Annotated in this window: 13 protein-coding genes, 1 tRNA gene and 4 pseudogenes; 7 read left to right on the plus strand and 11 right to left on the minus strand. The window is 67.8% G+C overall.

The genetic code is table 11. The annotated features are described in order from the left end of the window. Positions 1–265: 265 nt before the first annotated feature. From ACWGDX_RS30615 to ACWGDX_RS30640, 6 genes and pseudogenes are all read right to left on the minus strand, one after another. Positions 266–1096: a DUF1295 domain-containing protein gene (locus tag ACWGDX_RS30615; RefSeq protein WP_453630805.1), complete on the minus strand. Its 831-nt coding sequence runs from the start codon at positions 1094–1096 to the stop codon at positions 266–268. Beyond that, positions 1093–2421, minus strand: coding sequence for a class I SAM-dependent methyltransferase (locus ACWGDX_RS30620; protein WP_453630807.1), 1329 nt, complete (start codon positions 2419–2421; stop codon positions 1093–1095). Before ACWGDX_RS30620 ends, ACWGDX_RS30615 begins: the two co-directional genes overlap by 4 nt. Next, a complete protein-coding gene (locus ACWGDX_RS30625; protein ID WP_453630808.1) occupies positions 2418–3692 on the minus strand; it encodes a class I SAM-dependent methyltransferase in 1275 nt (424 codons plus the stop codon). The genes ACWGDX_RS30620 and ACWGDX_RS30625 overlap by 4 nt, the downstream gene beginning before the upstream one ends. 251 nt (positions 3693–3943) lie before the next feature. Beyond that, a pseudogene (locus ACWGDX_RS30630) lies at positions 3944–4666 on the minus strand (DUF1365 domain-containing protein); the annotation flags it as partial. After that, entirely contained in the window at positions 4663–5922 is a 1260-nt protein-coding gene (locus ACWGDX_RS30635) for an NAD(P)/FAD-dependent oxidoreductase (protein WP_453630868.1), read from the minus strand. The pseudogene ACWGDX_RS30630 and the gene ACWGDX_RS30635, both read right to left, overlap by 4 nt. A gap of 492 nt (positions 5923–6414) precedes the next feature. Beyond that, on the minus strand, positions 6415–7785 hold the full coding sequence (locus ACWGDX_RS30640) for an aminotransferase-like domain-containing protein (protein WP_453630810.1): 1371 nt from the start codon (positions 7783–7785) through the stop codon (positions 6415–6417). Between the two features lie 281 nt (positions 7786–8066). Here ACWGDX_RS30640 and ACWGDX_RS30645 point away from each other — a divergent pair, with 281 nt between their 5' ends. Together ACWGDX_RS30645 and ACWGDX_RS30650 are read left to right on the plus strand one after the other, a co-directional pair. Beyond that, a complete protein-coding gene (locus ACWGDX_RS30645; protein ID WP_453630812.1) occupies positions 8067–8714 on the plus strand; it encodes a LysE family translocator in 648 nt (215 codons plus the stop codon). A 380-nt stretch (positions 8715–9094) separates the two neighbouring features. Next, positions 9095–11173: a restriction endonuclease gene (locus ACWGDX_RS30650; protein WP_453630814.1), complete on the plus strand. Its 2079-nt coding sequence runs from the start codon at positions 9095–9097 to the stop codon at positions 11171–11173. Positions 11174–11509: 336 nt separating this feature from the next. Here the strand turns inward: ACWGDX_RS30650 and ACWGDX_RS30655 are convergent, their stop codons facing one another. Continuing rightward, positions 11510–11689, minus strand: a complete 180-nt coding sequence (locus ACWGDX_RS30655) for a hypothetical protein (RefSeq protein WP_453630816.1) — start codon at positions 11687–11689, stop codon at positions 11510–11512. Between the two features lie 14 nt (positions 11690–11703). Between ACWGDX_RS30655 and ACWGDX_RS30660 the strand changes: the two are divergent. Continuing rightward, positions 11704–12065: pseudogene (locus ACWGDX_RS30660) on the plus strand (ATP-binding protein). Positions 12066–12304: 239 nt separating this feature from the next. Then, positions 12305–13105 carry an SUKH-3 domain-containing protein gene (locus ACWGDX_RS30665; protein ID WP_453630818.1) on the plus strand — a complete coding sequence of 267 codons (801 nt, stop codon included), beginning with the start codon at positions 12305–12307 and terminating at the stop codon, positions 13103–13105. A gap of 65 nt (positions 13106–13170) precedes the next feature. Here ACWGDX_RS30665 and ACWGDX_RS30670 read toward each other — a convergent pair whose 3' ends face one another. Further along, positions 13171–13788 (minus strand): hypothetical protein, encoded by a 618-nt coding sequence (locus ACWGDX_RS30670; RefSeq protein WP_453630820.1) that lies wholly within the window; start codon positions 13786–13788, stop codon positions 13171–13173. A gap of 112 nt (positions 13789–13900) precedes the next feature. Here ACWGDX_RS30670 and ACWGDX_RS30675 point away from each other — a divergent pair. Continuing rightward, positions 13901–14156, plus strand: a pseudogene (locus tag ACWGDX_RS30675) (hypothetical protein); the annotation flags it as partial. A gap of 208 nt (positions 14157–14364) precedes the next feature. On the opposite strand, the gene ACWGDX_RS30680 reads toward ACWGDX_RS30675, so the two are convergent. After that, positions 14365–16194 carry an AAA family ATPase gene (locus ACWGDX_RS30680; RefSeq protein ID WP_453630822.1) on the minus strand — a complete coding sequence of 610 codons (1830 nt, stop codon included), beginning with the start codon at positions 16192–16194 and terminating at the stop codon, positions 14365–14367. Between the two features lie 457 nt (positions 16195–16651). Here ACWGDX_RS30680 and ACWGDX_RS30685 point away from each other — a divergent pair. Next, positions 16652–16729 (plus strand) — tRNA-Arg (locus tag ACWGDX_RS30685). On the opposite strand, the pseudogene ACWGDX_RS30690 reads toward ACWGDX_RS30685, so the two are convergent. Further along, positions 16688–16913: pseudogene (locus ACWGDX_RS30690) on the minus strand (hypothetical protein); the annotation flags it as partial. The gene ACWGDX_RS30685 and the pseudogene ACWGDX_RS30690 sit on opposite strands and share 42 nt — an antisense overlap. Positions 16914–18006: 1093 nt before the next feature. Beyond that, entirely contained in the window at positions 18007–18729 is a 723-nt protein-coding gene (locus tag ACWGDX_RS30695; protein ID WP_365901324.1) for a right-handed parallel beta-helix repeat-containing protein, read from the minus strand. A 774-nt stretch (positions 18730–19503) separates the two neighbouring features. Here ACWGDX_RS30695 and ACWGDX_RS30700 point away from each other — a divergent pair. Continuing rightward, positions 19504–20586, plus strand: a complete 1083-nt coding sequence (locus tag ACWGDX_RS30700) for a glycoside hydrolase family 11 protein (RefSeq protein WP_453630824.1) — start codon at positions 19504–19506, stop codon at positions 20584–20586. The last annotated feature ends 178 nt before the right edge of the window (positions 20587–20764 follow it).

Below are 20764 nucleotides of genomic sequence, written 5' to 3' on the forward strand. Positions count from 1 at the left end.
TGAGGGAGCGCCCGCCGCGGCAGCGGCTGGTGTCCGCGTGGTGCCGTGGATCGCAAGGCGGAGGAGGGAGCCCACGCGGAGCGTGGGCGACCGACGACAACGCCGCGAGGCGCGGCACCAGGGCACGCGAGCCCAGCAAGATCCAAACGAGAGGCCCTGGCCGCTCGATGCGTGGCGAGCGGGCGAGCGGTCGTGTCGCAGCCGTGAGCGCGCCGGCCGCGCGACCGGTCCACGGGCCGCGCGGTCCCTCTCCGTGCGGGACCTCTCACCGCGTGCGGCCTCCCTTCACCCGGCCGTCGCGCGGTGGCAGGGGGAAGAAGCCGCTCGTACGGGCGGCGTAGGCGGCCCACCCCGGGCGACTGCCCATGTGCCGTTCCAGCAAGCGTTTCCCGCTCCCTTCGATCAGCAGGGCGCTCATCGCCAGGGGTGAGACGAGAGAGACGGCGGCGGGGGCTGTTCCCGCGTCGCAGGCGATGAGGTACAGCCCCCACCAGACGCAGAAGTCGCCGAAGTAGTTGGGGTGCCGGGTCAGCCGCCACAGCCCCTGGTCCATGATCCGGCCCCGGTTGGCCGGGTCGGCCTTGAACCGGGCCAACTGGGCGTCGCCGACGGCCTCGAAGAACACTCCCACCGCCCATACGGAGGCGCCGGCCCAGGCCAGGGCCGACAGCGGACCGGGCGCGTACGGGGCGGCCTGGACGGGCAGGGACACCAGCCACACCAGGGCGGCCTGGAGGAGGTAGATCTTCCACAGGGCGTACCAGGCGCGGCTGCCCGGCGCGCGGGAGAGCAGGGCCTCGTAGCGGGGGTCCTCACCGTGGCCGCGGCCACGGCGTGCGATGTGTGCCGTCAGGCGCAGACCCCACGCCGCCGTGAGAACGGCGACCAGTGCCCGTCGGCCCGGGTCGCCCTCGCCCGCGGAGACCGCCCATGTCACCAGGGCCACCGTCGCGAAGGCGGTTCCCCAGGCCGCGTCGACGATCCGGTGCACGCCGGTGCGCAGGGCGATCGCGAAGGTGACGAGGAGGACCGCGAGGGCGGATACGGCGGCCCAGGCGAGGTTCACCGCGAACGACTCCCAGGGGAACGGGCTCATCGCGTCGCCAGGTTCCGGTACCAGTCGGACGCCTCCGCGGCTGTCAGGCCGCTGTCACCTTCGGGGGTGGGCCGGACACAGAGGATCTGGTCGACGCCCATGCGCCGTTCCTCGAACGCCAGCGCACCGCCCACCAGATACAGCCGCCATACGCGGGCGGTCTCCTCCCCGGCCAGTCGTGCGAAGTTGTCCCACCGCTCCTCCAGCGTGCGGTGCCAGGCGTTGATGGTGCGCACATAGTGCTCGCGCATCGAGTCGGCCGACCGCACCTCCAGGCCCGCCGCCTCCAGCAGCCCGACCGTCTCGCCCAGGGGCCGCATGTGCATGTCGGGCGCGATGTACGCCTCGATGAACGCCCCGCCTCCCGGCGCGCGCGTGCCGCGGGACATCTGCTGTACGAGAACACGGCCCCGTGGACGGACCAGCCGGTACAGAGCCGAGGCGAAGGACGGGTACTCGGCGTCGCCGACGTGCTCGCCCATCTCGACGGTGGCCACGGCGTCGTAGCCCCCGTCGGCGATGTCGCCCGTGATGTCCCGGTAGTCCCGGCAGACGACCTCGACCTGGTGCTCCAGCCCTCGCTCCCGCACCTGACGCCGTACATGGGCCGCCTGCTCCCGCGCCAGGGTGACCGCCGTCACCGCGACCCGGTGCCGCTCGGCGGCGTACAGGCTCAACGAGCCCCAGCCGCAGCCGATGTCCAGCAACCGGGCGCCGGGGACGAGGCCGAGCTTGCGGCAGATCAGCTCCAGTTTGGCGCGCTGCGCCTCGGCCGGAGTGGCGTCCGGGTGCTCCGCCGGCCAGTAGCCGCAGGAGTAGGCCATGGTGTCGTCGAGGAGGAGGCGGTAGAAGTCGTTGGACAGGTCGTAGTGGTGGCTGATCGCGGCACGGTCGCGGTCCCGGCTGTGCAGGGCCCCGCGCGGCCGGGCCTGTGAGGCGGGTAGGGGCGGGCGCGGGCCGACGGCACCGAGGCGAACCGCCTCGCCGAAGGCGCGGGCCCGGTCGGCGAGCGTGGGCCGCCGGGCGTGCTGTCCCCGCTCGCGCGCGGCGGCCCACATCGCGCGCAGTCCCTGTGCGAGGTCGCCCTCCACATCGAGTTCCCCGGTGATGTACGCCTGCGCCAGGCCGAGTTCGCCGGGCTGCCAGAGCAGACGGCGCAGTGCGCGCCGGGAGCGTACAACAACCACGGGCGGGCCGGCCGGACCGGTCTCACTGCCGTCCCAGGCGCGCAACCGTACCGGCAGCGGGCCCCCGAGCGCTTCCTCGGTGAGGGCGGCCAGCCGGTGCGCGGCGCCGTGCCGGACCGCGGTGGGGGTGGTGCTCATCGGGCGGAGTCCTCCTTGGTGAACAGGTACTGCTGGACGTCGAGGTAGCCGGAGCGGAATCCGGCCTCGGAGTAGGCCAGATAGAACGTCCACAGGCGGCGGAAGGTCTCGTCGAAGCCGAGAGCCTCGACGTCGTCGGCGCGCTCGGTGAACCTCTCGCGCCACAGGCGCAGCGTCTCTGCGTAGTGCGCGCCGAAGGCGTCGCGACCGGCGACGGTCAGCCGGGTGTGGTCACGGACGGTCCGGTCGATGGCCCGCGTGGAGGGGATGAGGCCGCCGGGGAAGACGTACTTCTGGATCCAGGTGTGGGTGTCGCGGGCGGCCAGCATGCGGTCGTGGGGCATGGTGATGGCCTGGAGGGCGGCCCGGCCGCCCGGTGCCAGGCGTTCGTCGAGGGCGCGGAAGTAGACGGGCCAGAACTCGGCGCCGACGGCTTCGATCATCTCCACGCTGACCACCGCGTCGTAGGTGCCGCGCGCTTCGCGGTAGTCGCGCAGTTCGACGGAGACGCGGTCGGCCAGTCCGGCCTCGCCCGCACGCAGCAGGGCCAGTGCGCGCTGCTGCCGGGAGAGGGTCAGTGAGGTGACCCGCGCGCCGCGGGCGGCGGCTCGCAGGGCGAGTTCCCCCCAGCCCGTGCCGATCTCCAGCAGGCGGGTGCCTTCGCGTACGCCGGCGAGGTCGAGCAGCCGGTCGATCTTGCGGTGCTGGGCGGCGGCCAGCAGCGACCGGTCCGCGGGGAATCCCCGGAAGACGGCGGAGGAGTAGGTGAGTGTCTCGTCCAGGAAAAGGGAGAAGAGGTCGTTGGACAGGTCGTAGTGGCGGCTGATGTTGTCCCGGGCGCCGTCGGGTGTGTTCCGCTGGCGGGCCGGCTGGCGCACGGCCCACAGGGCGCGCAGGCGCTGCAAGGTGGCCGGGACGAGGTCCGCCGCGTGCGCCGCCAGCACGGTCAGGGCCCCGACCAGGTCCGGGGCGTCCCACTCCCCCGCCATGTACGACTCGCCGAAGCCGATGAGTCCGCGGCTGCCGATTCGGGCGTGGAACGCCTTGGGGTCGTGCACCTCTATCAGCGGGCCGCCCCGGCCGAGCGTGGCGCCGCCGGCGAATCGCACCCGCAGGGGCAGGCGCCGCAGCGCGCGCCCGAGGACGGATTCGGTGACGGCCCGCACGGGCCAGGAGGACCTGGGTACGGCGGCGACGTCCGGCCAGCGGCGGGGGTCGGCCGTAGGAACGGTCGTGCGAGGGGCTCGGGGACGGATCGGGGCCGTGGTCATGTCGGACTCTCCGGGTAGCGGTGGCCTGGGCGTGTCTTCGAAGTGGCGTCGTCCGCCCGGAGGGCGGGGCCGGCGCCCGTCGCGGAGCGGCTGATGTCACCGCGGTGCGGTGCGTCGCGGGGCGGAGGATCGGCGTCGTCGATGGACCGGACGTGCTCGGACGACTCCGACAACGCGGCAAGCTGCCGTGCCGGGTGTTCCGGGCGTTCCGGGCGTTCCGGGCGCACGAAGATCCGCCGGACAGGGCTCTGGCGCGATGGGACGGGCAGGCCCCGCAGATACAGGCGGATGCCGTGGAAGCGGATGGCGGCCGACACCGCGAGGGTCGACCAAGGGTGGCGTGCCACAAGGCGCAGCAGGACGGGCACGGTCGCCTCGCGCCGGGTGCCGTGAACCGTGGCCGTGAAGGGCGGGCTGCCGGGCCGCTCCAGGCGTACGGACAGACGCAGGCGCTCGCCGGGGAGCGGGAGCCGCATGTCGTAGTGGCCGTCGACGGGGAAGAACGGCGAGACGTGGAAGTCCTTGTCGGCCGTGGCCGCGCCTGTTTCGTCGGGGTGGAGCAGATAGGCGTGCCGCCCGCCGTAGGTGTTGTGGACCTCGGCGACCACACAGCGGAGCGCGCCGTCGGGGCCGTGACACCAGTAGAGGGTCAGCGGGTTGAAGACATGTCCGAGGACGCGGGCGTGCCCGAGCATCGTCACCCGGCCGCCTTCGAGGTCGACGCCGTGCTCGGTGAGGAAGCCGTCGAGCGCGGCCCTGATCGAGGGCGACCGTCCGGTGAAGTGGTCGGCGGCGCGGAATCCCGCCAGCGGGCGGAGCGGGCCCGGCAGCGCGGGGAGCCGGTCGAGGTCGACCAGCCACAGATAGGTGCGGTGGCGCAGGGCGTACCGAGAGGGCGCGCGGCGCACATGGCGGACCGTGCACGGGTACAGGGCAGGCGGAGGGGAGTACGGGGAATCCGGCGGAGGAGTCACCAGCTCACCCCCAGCGCGGCTGCCGCCTCGACTCCGCTGCGGCAGCCATCCTCGTGGAAGCCCCAGCCGTGGTAGGCGCCGGCGAACGCGGTGACGGAGTTGTTCAGTTCGGGCAGCCGGTGCTGGGCCGCGACCGAACGGGGGGTGTAGACGGGGTGTTCGTACATCATGCGGGCCAGCACCCGGTCCGGCTCGACGCGGTCCTCGCCGCCGAGGGTGACGACGAACGTGCCGACGGCGTCGAGGCGTTGCAGCCGGTTCATGTCGTAGCTGACCAGGACCCGGCCGGCATCGGCCCCGCAGGAGGGCATGAGGTAGTTCCAGGAGGCACGGGCGCCGGGGGCACGCGGCAGGAGAGCGGTGTCCGTGTGCAGCAGCGTGGAGTTGCGGGAGTAGCGGAAGGCACCGAGGACCTCCTTCTCCCGCGGGGTGGCGTCGCCGAGCAGCCGGAGGGCCTGGTCGGGGTGGACGGCGACGACCAGCCGGTCGTAGGAGGCGGTGCTCCCGTCGTGAGCGGTCACCTCGGCACCGTCCACATGCCGCAGCACGCGGCGGACGGGGGTGGCGGTGCGCACGTCGGACAGGCGGGCGGCGATCCGGTCGACGTATGCGCGGGAGCCTCCCGTGACGGTCCGCCAGACCGGTGAGCCGGTCACCGAGAGCAGACCGTGGTGCGCGAGGAACCGGAACAGGTACGCGGCCGGGTAGCGCAGGGCCGTCCGCGCGTCGCAGGACCACACCGCGGACACCAGGGGGGTCATGAAGTGGGCCCGGAAATAGGCCGAGAAACCCGCCCGGTCGAGGAACTCGCCCAGGGTGAGGGTGTCGTCGGCGCCGCCCCTTTCGAGCAGCAGGCGGGCGCCGCGGTGGAAGACGGGCACCTCGGCCAGCATGCGCAGATAGGCCGCCCGCACGGCATTGCGCGGCTGGGCCAGCAGACCTCGCGGACCGCGGGCACCGGCGTACTCCAGACCGCACCCCTCGCACCGCACCGACATGCTCATCTCCGACTCCTGTGTGGAGACGCCGAGTTCACGGAAGAGCCGCAGCAGATTCGGGTAGGTACGGCGGTTGTGCACGACGAAGCCCGAGTCGACGCGGTGCGTACGTCCGTCGGGCGTGGTCAGGTCGTGGGTGTGGGCGTGGCCACCGAGCCGGTCGTCGGCCTCGTACAAGGTGACGTGGTGGGATCGGGCCAGGATGTACGCGGCGGTGAGGCCCGCCACGCCGCCTCCGATGACGGCGGCGCGCCGCACGCCGTCGATGTCGCCTGCCCGGCCCCGCGCCCGCCTGCCGGGCCGTGCGTCGGACGGTTCTCGCATCGTTTTCTTCCTTCCCCTCCCCGGGCCCCGGACGGATGAGGGTCGGCGCAGGGCCGCGGCGCGAGTGGTCCGCGGACCGGCCCGTGATCCGCCGCCGGTCATGCCCCGCCGACCGGGCCGGCGGACAGCCCTCGGCGCCGGTCGCCGGGCGCACCGGCCTCCGCGGGCGCACCGGCCTCCGCGGACCCACCGGGTCCCTCTCTCCGTCCCTCACAACGGGAATTCGGTGCCACGGCCGGGCCGGATGGGTGACTTTCGCGAATTCAGGAGAAGAAATTTCGCCGGGGCCCCGCTCCCGTGCGACTCGTCGCAGAGGAAAGCGACATACCGTTCGTTCGCCGCCTGGCGGCACGGGGGCCCGGTCCGTGGCTACGAGCGCCGCGACGCCTCGTCCACGGCGCCTCGTCCACGGCGCCCCGGCGTCGGTCAGTCGGGGAGTGTGTCCTCCGGGGTGGAGCGGGCCAGTTCCGCGAGGGTGCCCAGTGCCTGGGAGAGGACGTCCGGGTGGGGGGAGGCGAGGCCCAGGCGGATGGCGTTGGGGGCGTGGTGGGGGCCGGTGGTGAACGCCGCCGCCGGCACCACCCCGATGCCGTGTCGCGCGGCGGCTGCCACGAACGTGTCCGCGCGCCACGGACGGGGCAGCCGCCACCAGCAGTGGTAGGAGCGCGGATCGCTCCGCACGGCGAAACCGGCGAGGTGCCGGGCCGCGATCTCCTGGCGTACCGCCGCTTCCCGCTGCTTGGCCGCCACCAGCGTCCTCATGGTGCCGTCCCGCTGCCAGCGGTGGGCGGCCTCCAGGGCGAAGCGCATGGGGGTCCAGCCGCCCGACCGGAGGGCCGCGGCGATCTCACTCGCCAGGGTGTCGGGCGCCACCACGAAGCCGAGGGTCAGGCCGGGGGCGACGCGCTTGGAGAGGCTGTCGATCAGCACGATCCGCTCGGGGGCGTGGGCGGCGAGCGGCGGCAGTTCGTCACGCAGGAACGCCCAGACGGCGTCCTCGACCGCGGTGATCCCGAGCCGCAGCAGTACGTCGGCCAGCAGCTCGACGCGCCGCGCGGGCATCGAGAACGACAGCGGGTTGTGCAGCCTCGGCTGTACGTAGACGGCGTGCAGCGGGGCGGCGGCGTGCGCCTCCTCCACGGCCTCCGGGATCAGTCCGTCACCGTCCATGGCCAGGGGGACGAGGGTGATGCCGAGCCGGGCGGTCAGTGCCTTGACGACCGGGTACGTCAGCTCCTCGACGCCCAGCCGCGCGCCGGGTGGCACCAGGGCGGTCATGACGGCCGAGATGGCCTGCCGCCCGTTGCCCGAGAACAGGATCCGGGCCGGGGCGGGGCGCCAGCCGCCGCAGGCGAGGATGTCGGCGGCGGACTCCTGGACGGCCGGGAGGCCGGACACACCGGCCGGCCGCAGGGCGTGTCCGAGGTCGTCGGGCCGCAGTAGCCCGCCGAGTCCTTCGGCGAGGAGTGCGCTCTGCTCCGGTACGACCGGGTAGTTGAGCTCCAGATCGATCCTGTTGCCCGCGGGTTCGGTGAGCGCGGAAGCGGGACCACCGGACTTCGGAGACGCCGCGCGGACGAAGGTGCCGCGCCCCACCTCGCCCACCGTCAGGCCGCGGCGGGCCAGTTCCCGGTACACACGCGTGGCGGTGGAGTTGGCGATGCCGTGCCGCCGCGCGAACTCCCGCTGCGGGGGAAGCCGGTCACCGGGCCTGAGGGCGCCTGATCCGATCTCCTCGGCCACGGCATCGGCGACGCCCTGATAGTCCTTCGCATGGCTCTTCACGCGGTCCTTCACGGCACCCGCTCCCCTCGCCCGTCCCTGCGCCGTCCACCCAACCACAACATTGCACCGAGGGCAATACAAATATTGCATCGCACCATTGCTCCGCAATACACTCCCGACACAACGAGGCCAGGCCACAGTCGGTACGGGGCGCCCGCCGCACCCACCTCGGGAGCTCAATGCAATCGGCTCGGTGCAATCCTGCACAGCGTTGAACGCGGCGGCATGAACGCAGCGGCACAACACCACGCGACACACCAACGCGCCAGCGCGCCGGCGCATGAGGGGTTTTCATGGTTGAACCGAGCGGGATCCTCGGCGTGACGGTCGTCGCACTCGGCATGGTGCTCACTCCCGGTCCGAACATGATCTATCTCGTCTCCCGCAGCATCACGCAGGGCAGGCGCGCCGGGGTGATCTCCCTCGGCGGTGTGGTGCTGGGTTTCCTGGTGTACCTGGTCGCGGCGAACCTCGGCCTGTCGGCCGTCTTCACCGCCGTACCCGAGTTGTACCTCGCGGTGAAGCTCGCGGGCGCCGCCTACCTCGCCCATCTCGCCTGGAACGCCCTGAAGCCGGGCGGCCTCTCCGTCTTCGCCCCGCAGGATGTGCCGTACGACTCGCCGCGCAAGCTGTTCACGATGGGCCTGATGACGAACCTGCTCAACCCGAAGATCGCCATCATGTACATCTCACTCATCCCCCAGTTCATCGACCTGGACAAGGGTCACGTCCTCCTTCAGGGCCTCCTCCTCGGCTCGGTCCAGATCCTGGTCAGCGTCGGGGTCAACCTCGCGATCGTCCTGGCGGCCGGCACGATCGCGGTCTTCCTGGCGCGCCGCCCCTCCTGGCTCAAGGTGCAGCGCTACGTGATGGGTACGGTGCTGGGCACCCTGGCCGTCTCCCTGGCCATCGATACGTCGAGCCCGGCCAGAGCGAGCTGACGCAGCGTCAGCGAAGCAGTGCGGCCGGAGAACCGGTCGATCAGAGGACCGGAGGAGACCGTCCGGCGACGGACCGGAGGGCCGGTCACGGGATCCCGGCACACGAATGGGCGAGTCGTCGGTCGCCGACTAGGCCCTGTCCGGTCGGTCTTCGTGGATCAGCCCGGGGCGGCTGGTGCGGTACATCGCAAGGCGGAGGATCGCCCGTGTACTGGACGTACTCGGGCGACTCCGACAACGCGGCGAGGTGCCGTGCCAGGCGTTCCGGGCCCGCGAAGACCGGCCGGACAGGGCCTAGAGTCGTCCCATTACTGCTGGTTATGGGGCCAGGGCTCGGTGCACGGACACCGGGACCCTGGTGGGGGAGGGCCTTCCGGAACATGAGTCGTCGCTCCAACGGGTTGGTCGGTATCTGGGCCGAGGCACAGCGCCAACAGCAGCGCCAGCTCGAAGCACAAGCCAGGTATCAGCGGGATCAGGAACGGCAACAGCGCGCCTATCAGCGGGAACTGGCACGCAGCCACCGCGAGCAGCGGGCGGCCTACCGGGAGCAGCGCGAGGCGGAGGCCCGGCGGCGCACGCAGGAACTCGACGCGCGGGTCGAGTCTTTGCAGGGTCTGTTGGCGGCAGGGTGCCGGGCTCCGGTGTTCCGGGCCGACACACTGGCTCGGGCGGAGCAGATCGAGGCATTCTCCCCGGGACAGCTCGCGCACCCCATCCGCATGCCGGACCCGAACCAGTACCAGCCGCAGGGTGGTTGGACCGCAGCACGGCGAGCCCAGGCACAGGCGGAGGCCCGGTCCAGGTTCGAGCGTGACTGGCAGGCCGCACAGGCCGCGGAAGCACAGCGTCAGCACCAGTTGGCCGCCTACCAGCTGCAGTACCAGCAGTGGGCCGAAACCCAGCTGGGCGAGATCCGGCGGCACAACGCCGGCATCGCGGAGATGACGACAGGGCTTCGCAACGGAGATCCCGAGGCCGCGGTGGAGTATTTCTCCGCCGCCCTCTACGCCTCGACCGGTTGGCCGGAGGACCTGCCCCGTCAGGTGTCCGCGGCGTACGACTCCGGTGCGCGCCAGTTGGTACTGAACTGGGAGCTGCCCAAGTACGACGTCGTCCCGGAGGCGAAGTCGGTGCGCTACATGATCAACGCCGATCAGGAGAAGGAGTCGCCCCGACCTGTCACGCAGCGCCGCGCCCTGTACCGGGACGTACTCGCACAGTGTCTCCTGTTGGTTCTGCGTGATCTTTTCGCGGCCGATGAGTTCGGTGCACTGGAATCGGTCGCGTTGAACGGGTTCGTGGACGATCACGACCCGACGACCGGCCGACGGGCACCCATGTTCCTCGGCACTGTCATGGCCCCGCGTTCGACTTTCGCCGAGCTGCGTCTGGAACAGGTGAACGCTGTCAACTGCCTGGTGGACGGACTCCGGGGGCAACTGTCGTCACGCCCCGATCAGTACGCGCCCGTGCGGCCCGGCCGGGTTCCCGAAGACGTCGGTAACGGTGTCGTCACCCATGGAGGCGACGAAGAGCCGGATCTGTACGAGATGGATCCCATCGCCTTCGAAGCGCTGGTCGCCGATCTGTTCCGGGCCATGGGCATGCAAGCCGTGACCACACAGCGTTCGAACGACGGTGGCGTGGACGTCGATGCGCTGGACCCGACCCCGATTCGCGGCGGCAAGATCGTCGTACAGGTCAAGCGCTACCGCAACACCGTGCCTCCGACAGCCGTCCGCGACTTGTACGGCACCGTCCAGGACGCCGGTGCCAACAAGGGTGTCCTGGTCACGACGTCCGCATTCGGCCCCGGCTCGCACACCTTCGCCAACGGCAAGCCCTTGGAACTGGTGGCAGGCTCCGAACTGGTCGACCTGCTGCACCGCCACGGACTGCGCGGGCGACTGGGCAGCGGCGAACGCTCGGTGCCCGCCCAGCGGACAGCGCCGGACAGTGGGTCCAGCACGGACGACCACAACGTGCTGGGCATGTACTGGTCGGGTAGCGTCGCCTTGGACGTGTGCGCGCTGGTCTGCCACGGCAACCGGGTGCTGGACGACGACCACTTCGTCTTCTTCAACAACCCCCGGACACCCGACGGCACGGTCCGCGCGCTCATCCCCGTCGCACCGGACAGAGCCGCCATCCACGTCTCCTTCGATGCTCTGCCGGCGCGCGCTGATCGCCTCGTCGTCATCGCCTCGGTCGATCCCGTCGCCAACCCCGCGGCCGACCTGTCCGGGTTCGCCGACGCCGGTATTCGGCTGCTGGACTCCGAGGGAACCCCACTCGACCAGTTGGAAGTCTCCGACGGCCGCGCCGGCGAAACCGCCCTCGTACTGGGGTCCTTCCGTCGCCGCGCGAACGGCGACTGGGAGTTCGTCACCGGAGGCAAGGGATACCGAGGCGGCTTGGAGGAACTGGTCCAGGAGTACGGCATCGATGTGAATTAGCGCCCCTGCCGACATAAGACCTCAAGCGGGGTGCCGCCGATCCTTCATATCTGTCACGAAGAGCCGCTGCCGACCGCCTGCCGAGTAGCCCCGGTTCAGAACGGATTCAGCACACATCGGGACGGGAAACCACGCGAACACGCGAGAACCCGGGAGAGGAATTCTTCCAGGCGAGGCACCCTGCGCCCGACATCTATGCAGGTCACAGCCTCGCCCCGAGAAAACTCCTCTAGCGGGTGTCGCAGGTTCGAATCCTGCCGGGGGCACAGACAGAAGGGCCAGCTCAAGAGGATTCCCCTCCCAGGCTGGCCCTTCACCATTTTCGCTGGCGTGCCACTACGTCCGTGCGGAGCCCTTGTCGCCGTTCGCCGAGGGGTCTCCCCCGCCATCGCGGATCATCGGACCAAGGGGGGCGGCTATGGCCCGATCACGGTTACTGGTCATGTGCTGATAGATCCGCGCGGCCCGCGAGCTGCTGTGGCCCATCCGCAGCCGTACGAAGACGCCCTTGCCCATGATTTCCGGAAGAGGTGAGCCGGGCCCACCTTTGGACCCGTGACGTCCTGCACGGATCTCCCCTGGCCGACGACGCCGAGCTGACCGTGAGCGAACTGAGTTCGAACGCGATCCTCCACGGCCAGCGGCACGGAATCCGGCAGCTTCCACCTGGCCCTCGCGGTGACTGGCCAGGTGATCGCCTGTCAGTGACGGACGGGGAGGAACAGGCACGGCTCCCAAGGCCGAGCGCCAGGACGCCGAGGCCGAACACGGCCGAGGTCTGGGCATGGTCACCGCGCTGGCTCACCGAGTCGTGATCCATGACAGCGAGGGCGGCTTCACGGTCGCCGCGGAACTGCTCACCGGCACCCGACCGGGAGACCACCTGTGCTGAACGACAAAGCCCGCAAGGGCTCCTGGTGCAAGTGCTGGACGGAAGACCTCAGCGTCGAGGGGGAGCTGACACTGCGGGCGTCCTTGGACGCCTACACGGCACCGCTTCTTCCGCCAGTTCGAGTTGCTACTGTCCTTCGTCGGACGGGGCTGACCTGCTGACATGTCTGGCATCGAGGCAACAGCACTGTTGCAGGCGCATCACCCCGTTGCGCTGATTCCGCTGCGAGGATGTGCTGCATGGTCAGCGTCGAAGAGTGGATCCAGGCCCGGAGAGGCTTGCGATTGGGACAGAGGCTTTCGGGGACGGTAACCGCGGTCCCGAATCAGGGTGCGACGGGGATCTTCATTGACATCGGCCTTCCGGTTGGTGGGTTCGTCGACGTGCTGCTGCTTCCGGCCGCCGCGGAGCGCTGGCCGACGGTAGGGACCGTGGCGGAGTTCGAGGTCTGGTGGGCCGATGCGCGGCCGCAGGTGCGACTCAAGCCCGTAGAGCGCCAGTTCCTGCGCGAGGACTTCGACGAGTGGCTGGCCCAGTGGCGTCCGGGCTGGCCGGAGAACGTGCCCGTGGACCAGGCGTGGGTTGAAGCGGATGTGGCGACTCGGCGGGATGCCGGCGAGGTCGAGGAAACGCTGCGTGCGGCCGGATGGAAGCCGGGGCGACGCGTCCCGATTCAGCAGTGGCGCGAGATGCTGGAGGCAACTGGGCTGGTCCGGATGCATGAGGCCGCCGAACGGTTCTTGACTGAGTTCGGAGGCTTGGACGTACAGATCAGCGGGCCAGGCATCACCTGCGCCAGGACGCCCTTCACCTTTGATCCCGAACTTGCGGTGGGCGAGGAGGATCGATTCGCAGACTGGAGCTCGACGGTTGGGCGGGACATCTTCCCCGTCGGTGAGCTCGACGAGGGCCGGTTTTCCCTCGGTATCGACGAGACCAGCGAGATCTACCTGATCGAGACGTGGGTAGCGACGTTCGGCCCGGTCCGGGAAGCGCTGGAGAAGCTCGTCCTGGGCGTATCCCCACGGCGCGTCGGTTGAGGTAAGTCACCGTCGCATGTCGCGCAACAGCAGTGTTGCTCTGAACCAGGGTCTTCCGGTGCTTGTCAGGGCATGTGCTGCGGCTGCCGCGGCATGGCTCGGACCTTGGCCGCGTCAGCGTCTCGGCCTGAGAGAGCAGCGTTCTCCAGGGACAGCAGGTTCAAGGTGGTCGCGTAGAGCTGAAGACGCGCTTCCAAGATCCTGCAGTGGGCCTGCAGCTCCTTGTGCTTCTTCTTCAGCTCCTCGAAGGCGTCCGAGGAATGGACGTTCGAAGTCCTCTTCGTCTCTAGCTCGGTGGCCTTGGTCTGAAAGAGCTGTCGGAGATCGGCATGCTGGTGAGTCAGATGCCAGCGCTTGACGTTTGCTTCAATAGCCAACTGAGAGACGTTGAGCCGTCCGTTCGACCGCTGAGGGGTGCCGGCGAAGAGCCTGTTCATCGCGCCGATGATTGCCCGACGGGTTGGGTCCTGCTCGTTGTCGAACGGAATGCAGGCGTTCACCCGCAGATCCGGGCGACCATCCGGGCCAATCAGAAACCGCTGACCGTCCCGAACACCCCGGGCCCTCGCCCAGGAATCCAGGTCCGGAGCGATGCCAGTCACCAGATCAGCGAGCTCGCCGTAAGACCTGCCGAGGCTGACGCGGTGCACCTGCCAGCACTGAGCATCGCTGTCGGCATCCATCACAAGGACTTCAACGACCCCATGCAACAACAGTCACCGGCGTTGAAAAGCTGCTCGACCAACAGGCAAAACCCTCTCAGCAACAACGGCCACTGGATACAGAACGGTGTAGGCCGACCGATGGGTTGCCGTCGCGCTCCGCACCACATCTCACCGGCATTCGACCCGGAAGCATCCGAGCAGGCCGGGCAGTGGCTGGACGAAGGCCGCATAGACACACGACGAACCCTCTTGCGATCCGAGCCCTGCACGGTGTCGGTCACCTCCTCCGCCACCCGCATCGCATGGGTGATCCGGCCAGTGATCTTCCTGCCGCTCGCACACCGCCAGGCAGGGAACTCCCAACCTGGGCATACGACTTCAAGCCCCGACCGCCCCGGCAGAGCATCGTGAACTCCCATCCCATCCGCCGTTGCCCCCGACAGAGCCGAGGAGTCGCGGCCCAGGATGTAAAGGCGTTCGTACAGTGGCGCGCTCCACCTTGACGCCCTGAACCACGCCCGCTCACGGTGAGTGGATCTAGCGAACCCGCACTTCCCCTTCCTGTGTCGGCAAGCGGATTCAACTTACCACTACCTATTGAGGGGAACGGGTAATCAGGTCTCGCACATCCTGCAAATCCTGAGGCATGAGTTCAGGATTCTCTCTAATTGTTTTGCACACGGCATTCATAAAGTTGACCATCCCACTGAATGGGGTTTTAGAAACGAAGCCGGCAAGTACCCGCTTCCCCTGAACCAACCTCTTCCATTCACTTTCCCATCTGTCTTTAATGTACTGATCCACATCCTGCTCGACTTGACCGATAATCGCGATTCGATCATTCAAGAGCTGCACCTGATGCCGCAATGACGATGCATAGTCATTGGGATTCGGTGGACGGGTGCCAGGAAGCGCGGATTTTACCTTTTCCTCCAGAAGGAGAGTCCGCACGGACCCTTTCTCAGATCCAGCCAAGTGCGACAAGTGCGCCTCAACCTCTGCGGCCGAAATGTTGCCCGCCGCGTTACGTACAGCACGACAGAGGAGTTCACCCTCCAAGAATACATTCTCGAATGCCCTCCTGCTCCAGGTGAAGCTCTCGCCGTGCGGCGCCTTTTTATCTGCATTTATTAGATCAAGGTCCCGAATAGCCACCCACGGAAGAAATGGCTCGCCAGCCGAAAGAGTCCGAACTGTCGCGTCAACACCATCTCTACTTCCGGCAACATAGATCAGCGAACGGGCCGTTTCGACGGGAAAGAGGAGTTCCAGGTATCTCTTGTCGCTGACCCCCTCCACTACGATGATTCGATCATGTTGGAGCCACGCGCTTGGCGTCACTCCTAGGTCGTTCAGCAATTCCAACCGGGAAGTCTTGTCTCGGATGCTTGTCGCTTGGTTACCCCCATTACCTCCGGGCGCTATACTGATCAACGAATCGAGCGGGGCGGAGTTAATCAGGTTGGGGGAGTGGGTTGATAGCCAAAGCTGCGAACTCTCACTTCCCTTTTCGATCATTTCCAGGATAGTTGTCTGCAGCGAGGGATGCAGATGCAACTCTGGCTCATCCACCAGAAGGATGCCACCTGCCGTGGCAAGCCTGCGAACCATATACATGAGACCCAATGCCTCATGTTCACCACTCGATAGGTCACTCAGGGCGTGTCGATTTCCATTCTGTGCGTCAACGAAAATCGCGAACCCGCCGCCCCGCGCAGGAGAAGGGCGATCGATCTTCTTTCCTGTGGCCCGCATGAAGCTATCGGATATTTCATCAAACTCGGAGAAGTGTCCATCCATGTATTCGCCGTTGCGCTGATCCATCAGATCAACGTAGTCAAGCGCAGCAAGGTAATCCGGGATGCCATCCAAGCTGAAATTCGTCCACTGCTCAAGCATTGACTCGATTGCGCTAGCGCGTATACGCTCTGCCGACTCAAAGGAGAGCGTATTTGGATCAAGGGTGCTCATATTTCCACGACTAATCGTGCGTTCCGCCGGGATGAGAGTAATCTTAGAAAAAGGGTTGAGTGTCCTGAACTTCTTTGACCGCAGAGTTTCGGTCCATACACTCCCATTCACGTAACGCGCTTTCTCGAATTCTGGGATCACGACATCGAGTGTGACGAATTCTGGGCACGGCGGAGTATCCGCAACCCCTAGGGCATCATATAGAATAATTTGCTCATCTTGAGTCAGCTTGAGGGTTACCGACACTTCCGCCTGTTCGCCCCATGGTCCGACTACGGAGTTCCCGTCGAAATCATCGGGCAGATGCCACGCTAGGCTCGCGGCGAGAATGGTAGTGGACTTTCCAGTGCCATTTCTTCCCGACAGCACGACAAGGGGTAGGTGACCCAAGTCGTCGATCTCCAACTTTTCAACACCTTGAAAGTTGAGCATTCTCAAAGACTGGACTCTCACGCTTATTCCTTCTCACTCAGAATGCTGACCAGTCGAGCCGGTAGGGTAATTTTAGTCAGATCGAGTGATCTGTGGCACGTTCGGCCCGCAAGGTAGCGGTCACTACAGTGGCGGCGGCCTCACAAGACAGTGGTTCCCCTCAAACCAGCCAAGCCGTTGGACAGGCCATGCCCTCCACTTATCGAATTTCCCAACCGTGCGACGGCTGTCACTCAGACGCCGCATCTCGTGGCCGGGCAACCCTGCACCGCGGCCTGCTCTGGTCGACGACACAAGCCAGTAGCGTGGTTGCGGCCGGTGGGCGCGCGGCGAGGCACACGCGCGCCTGAGTCGGCCAGCGCACCCGCCGTCGTGGCTGACTGTCGTCCGCTGAGCTTCGTGCCACTGTCGTGCCAGATGCAGAGGTCAGCCAAGGTGTCCTGTGGTCGAGTTTCCGGTCACCTCACGAGGCGTCGAAGCCGCAGGTCACCAGCACGCTCCACCAGCCTCTCTCCTAAAGTGGCTGTCGCAGGTTCGAATCCTGCCCGGGGCACCACTCGCGGCCGGGCCGCTTCTTGAGCAGCCGGTCCATGTGGCTGATGGCCTCGCGCTGCGGGTCCTGTACGACGTGTGTGCACACGTCCATGGTGATGCTGATCCGGCTGTGCCCGAGGATCTCCATCACCTACGCAAGGAGCCACCCCGGCGGCGGTCACGATCGTGGCGCAGCCGTGCCGGGCAGCGGGGCTTGGCACCGAGTTCAGGCATCAGGTAGAGCCGGACATGTGCCTCGTACTTGTCGTAAGTGCAGAGTTAGCGAGCAGTTCCCGGCGCTTGGTGTCGCACTCCTGCCGGCTTCCGCAACGTCTCTCTGCTCCAGCCCGATACGCGGGCCAGGTGAGCCTGGCGGACGCCCGTTGTCGCGGCCTCGCGAACCGACGCCCGTAGCGCGTCCGTCGCTTGTTCCAGACGCGTCTGGGCCTCCTTTCGGCGGCCGACATCGCGACGAACCCTGTGCTCCATGACGCTCTGCAAGGGGAAGACCGACGGTCGGGCCGTGGTGCCCTGAGGCCATACGAGGACCTGTAGGCCATTTGCACCCGAGGGGGCGAGGGAGGCGACGCTCTCCCCGGAGTCGTCCATGTACCGATCAAACGCCTGCACAGCGGCGTCGGCCGCGTGGAAGGCGTGGACCCAGTCAGGACTGATCCTCTGGGAGTGCCACCCGTCCGGGCCGCCTCGTTGCACCTCGACGCTGTACACCGACCGCTGTTTACGCGGACCCTTCACGGCTCCCTCTTCCATGCAGTCACTGAGTGGCGCGGCGCGCACGAGCACTCGTAACAGTCTGCTGGAACGGCGGTTGTGCTGTCTCGGGAGCAATTAACCGGCCATCGGGTCGGCCCGGCAATCGCCCCTGGAGAACCCGAGCTTCCCAAGCTGAGGGCTCAAGCCACCGGAGCCAAGGGGTACGTTGCGGGCGTGCCGACCGAGTCCGTACCAACCTGTCCCCGGTGCGGTCGCCCCTTGAAGGCCGGCGCGATGGCGCTCTGTCACCGCGAGGAGGACGACAGTCGAACCTGCCGTGTGGTCTGGGGCTGCTCCGATCAACACGTCTGGTGGAAGTGGGCCGACCGTCCGACCGCCCCGTTGGAACTCTGTCCCTACCCGGATCTGATGGACGGCTGACGTCCACACCTGACATCGGCAACCGGCCTCGGACTCCTCGTCCGGGGCCGGTTGCGTGGGCGGTGCGTGGGCGGGCGGGGAGTTGATCTCCCGGATACCTCCCGGTGAGGCCCGGCGCCGTCGGGCGCGGCGGCGCGGGGCCGGTCAGAGGGTGGTGTTGCCGCCCTTGTTGGTGATGCTCGCCTTCTTGCAGTTGCCCCAGGTGAGCTTCAGGCCGGTGCTGCCTCCGCCCTTGCCGCCCCACTTGATCACCGAGATCTTCTTGCCGCCGTAGCCGCCGCTCTTGTACTTGTTGCTCTTGAAGACGTTGCCGCTTCCGCAGGTCTCGCCGTTCTCCAGTCGGCCCCACTCGCTGAACAGGCCGTACTGGCCGGAGCCGGTGAAGGTGTTCCCGCTGACCGTGTTGTTCTTGCTGCCGTCCCTGATCCGCACGGGGTCGCCGGTGATCGTCGAGAACTTGTTGCCGGTGATGCTGCTGCCCGAGGTCTTGACCAGGTAGATCCCGTGCATGTTGCCGCCGTTGCGCAGGTTGGAGAAGGTGTTCTTCTTGATCACGATGCCGGAGGAGTTCTTGACGTGGACCCCGGCGTAGCCGGTGGAGCCGCTGAGGTTGGTGAACTGGTTCCCGGAGACCGTGACGTTCTTGACATTCCTGAGCAGGATGGCGTTGTCATGGCCGGAGAACTTCTTGCCGCTGATGGTGAAGCCGCCGGGGCCCCCGTCGATGCAGAGCTGGTAGTCGCCCTTGGGGCACTTGACCTGGCCGGGGTACTTGGCGGCGGCGATCGCCGAGCTCGGTGCGGCCATGCCGGCCAGTGCCAGGGCACTGCCGACGGCGGTGGCGGTAAGGGCATGACGGATGTGCATGGGTCTCTCCTCCGGTACTGCTTGCTGGTTGCTGCTGCTTCGCGCTGAACGCGAGAACCACTCTTCTTGGGAGACCTTGGGGAAACCTGGAACCGACTTTGAAACGCCTGCTGACACCCTGGGCAGCGGGATGATTCCGGGCAGCCGACGGCCTCCGGGGGCATGCCGAGCGAGGACCTGGCGGCTCACCTGTACTGGCTCGCGTTGCGGCAGGCACGTACGGACCGGACCGGACCGGCCGATCATGCGGTCGACTCGCCGGCGACGACGCCCGGCGGGCGGGGTGCCGGGTGCTGCGGGGTGGGGTGCTGCCGGGTGCCGGGTGCCGGGTACGGCAGCAGTCACCATGGCCCGATCTCGATCGGGAAAATCTTCGAAACATTCGAAGAGATCGACCGCACGCCGGTCTCGCATCGAGGGGCTTCTTCCCGGTTCTACTCGATTCCGTCGGTCAGATGTGGTCGTGAGCTGGATGAATGACTCCTCGATGACATCCACGGTCCGCGAATATTTCGTATTCACTGCCGAAAGTGTTGACAGCTGACAGGGCCAGATCAACACTGTCGCCGTTGGCAGAGCTCAACCACTGTCGATGTGGGCCGCCACCGTGACCTGGCTCCGGTCCCCGGGAACGCGACCACCCGCGGACCCCGGCCGTGTCGCGCGACGGCGACCGCGCGGTCGCCGTCACCGCAATGCTCAGCGACAACTTTCAGGCACGCGTCACGCTGCCTGGCCCCATCGGCCTCACGAGGACGAGGAGGAAGCACGCACATGAGCGACGCACCCGCACACGCACCCGCACACCCCGTCACACACGCCGCACCCCCGCCGCGCCGCAGGCGCCGCCGCTTCGAGTTGGCCGGCCGTTTCAGGCTGCTCATCAGCAGTGCCTGCACCCTGCTGCTGGTCGCCGTGGCCGCGATCGCCCTGCCGGGCACCGCCCACGCCGACACGGTCGTCACCACGAACCAGACCGGCACCAACAACGGTTACTACTACTCGTTCTGGACCGACGCACCGGGGTCGGTCTCCATGAACCTGGCCTCCGGTGGCAGCTACGGCACCTCATGGAGCAACACCGGCAACTTCGTCGCCGGCAAGGGCTGGAGCACCGGAGGCCGCCGGAGCGTGACCTACTCGGGCACCTTCAACCCGTCCGGCAACGCGTATCTGACTCTCTACGGGTGGTCGACCAACCCGCTGGTGGAGTACTACATCGTCGACAACTGGGGCACCTACCGGCCCACGGGTACGTACAAGGGCACCGTCACCAGCGACGGCGGTACGTACGACATCTACCAGACGACGCGTTACAACGCCCCCTCCATCGAGGGCATCCGCACCTTCAACCAGTACTGGAGCGTGCGGCAGTCGAAGAGGACCGGCGGAACCATCACCACCGGCAACCACTTCGACGCCTGGGCCCGCGCCGGAATGAGCCTGGGCACCTTCAACTACATGATCATGGCCACCGAGGGCTACCAGAGCAGCGGTAACTCCAACATCACCGTGGGCGACACCGGTTCGGGTGGCGGAGGCGGCGGTGGCGGAGGCGGCGGTGGAGGTGGCGGCGGTGGAGGTGGCGGTGGCGCCTGCACCGCGACCCTGTCCGCCGGACAGCAGTGGGACGACCGCTACAACCTCAACGTCTCCGTCACCGGCTCCAGCAACTGGACCGTGACCATGAACGTCCCCTCCCCCGCGAAAATCCTCTCCACCTGGAACATCAGCGCCACCTTCCCCAGCGCCCAAGTACTCACCGCCAAACCCAACGGCACCGGCAACAACTGGGGCGTCACCATCCAGCACAACGGCAACCGAACCTGGCCAACCGTCACCTGCACCGCAACCTGATACGGACCGACACCGCACCAGTGGCGCGGCGGTCATGGACTGCCGCGCCATCCGGCCACCTCCAGCGGGGCTCGTCGGCGCTCCCCGCCATGACCAATCCGACGTGACCGGTGCCGACGTGCTCAGTACCGGCGTGACCGGCCCCCGCCAGGACCGGTACCGGCGTGACCGGTACCGA

The sequence above is a fragment of the Streptomyces sp. NPDC055025 genome (assembly GCF_053608565.1).

Coding starts and splice junctions, on each gene's coding strand:
- ACWGDX_RS30615 (WP_453630805.1), bottom strand. CDS start 1,096: ATGAGCCCGTTCCCCTGGGAGTCGTTCGCGGTGAACCTCGCCTGGGCC.
- ACWGDX_RS30650 (WP_453630814.1), top strand. CDS start 9,095: ATGAGTCGTCGCTCCAACGGGTTGGTCGGTATCTGGGCCGAGGCACAG.
- ACWGDX_RS30625 (WP_453630808.1), bottom strand. CDS start 3,692: ATGACCACGGCCCCGATCCGTCCCCGAGCCCCTCGCACGACCGTTCCT.
- ACWGDX_RS30645 (WP_453630812.1), top strand. CDS start 8,067: ATGGTTGAACCGAGCGGGATCCTCGGCGTGACGGTCGTCGCACTCGGC.
- ACWGDX_RS30700 (WP_453630824.1), top strand. CDS start 19,504: ATGAGCGACGCACCCGCACACGCACCCGCACACCCCGTCACACACGCC.
- ACWGDX_RS30620 (WP_453630807.1), bottom strand. CDS start 2,421: ATGAGCACCACCCCCACCGCGGTCCGGCACGGCGCCGCGCACCGGCTG.
- ACWGDX_RS30665 (WP_453630818.1), top strand. CDS start 12,305: ATGGTCAGCGTCGAAGAGTGGATCCAGGCCCGGAGAGGCTTGCGATTG.
- ACWGDX_RS30670 (WP_453630820.1), bottom strand. CDS start 13,788: ATGGATGCCGACAGCGATGCTCAGTGCTGGCAGGTGCACCGCGTCAGC.
- ACWGDX_RS30655 (WP_453630816.1), bottom strand. CDS start 11,689: ATGGGCAAGGGCGTCTTCGTACGGCTGCGGATGGGCCACAGCAGCTCG.
- ACWGDX_RS30695 (WP_365901324.1), bottom strand. CDS start 18,729: ATGCACATCCGTCATGCCCTTACCGCCACCGCCGTCGGCAGTGCCCTG.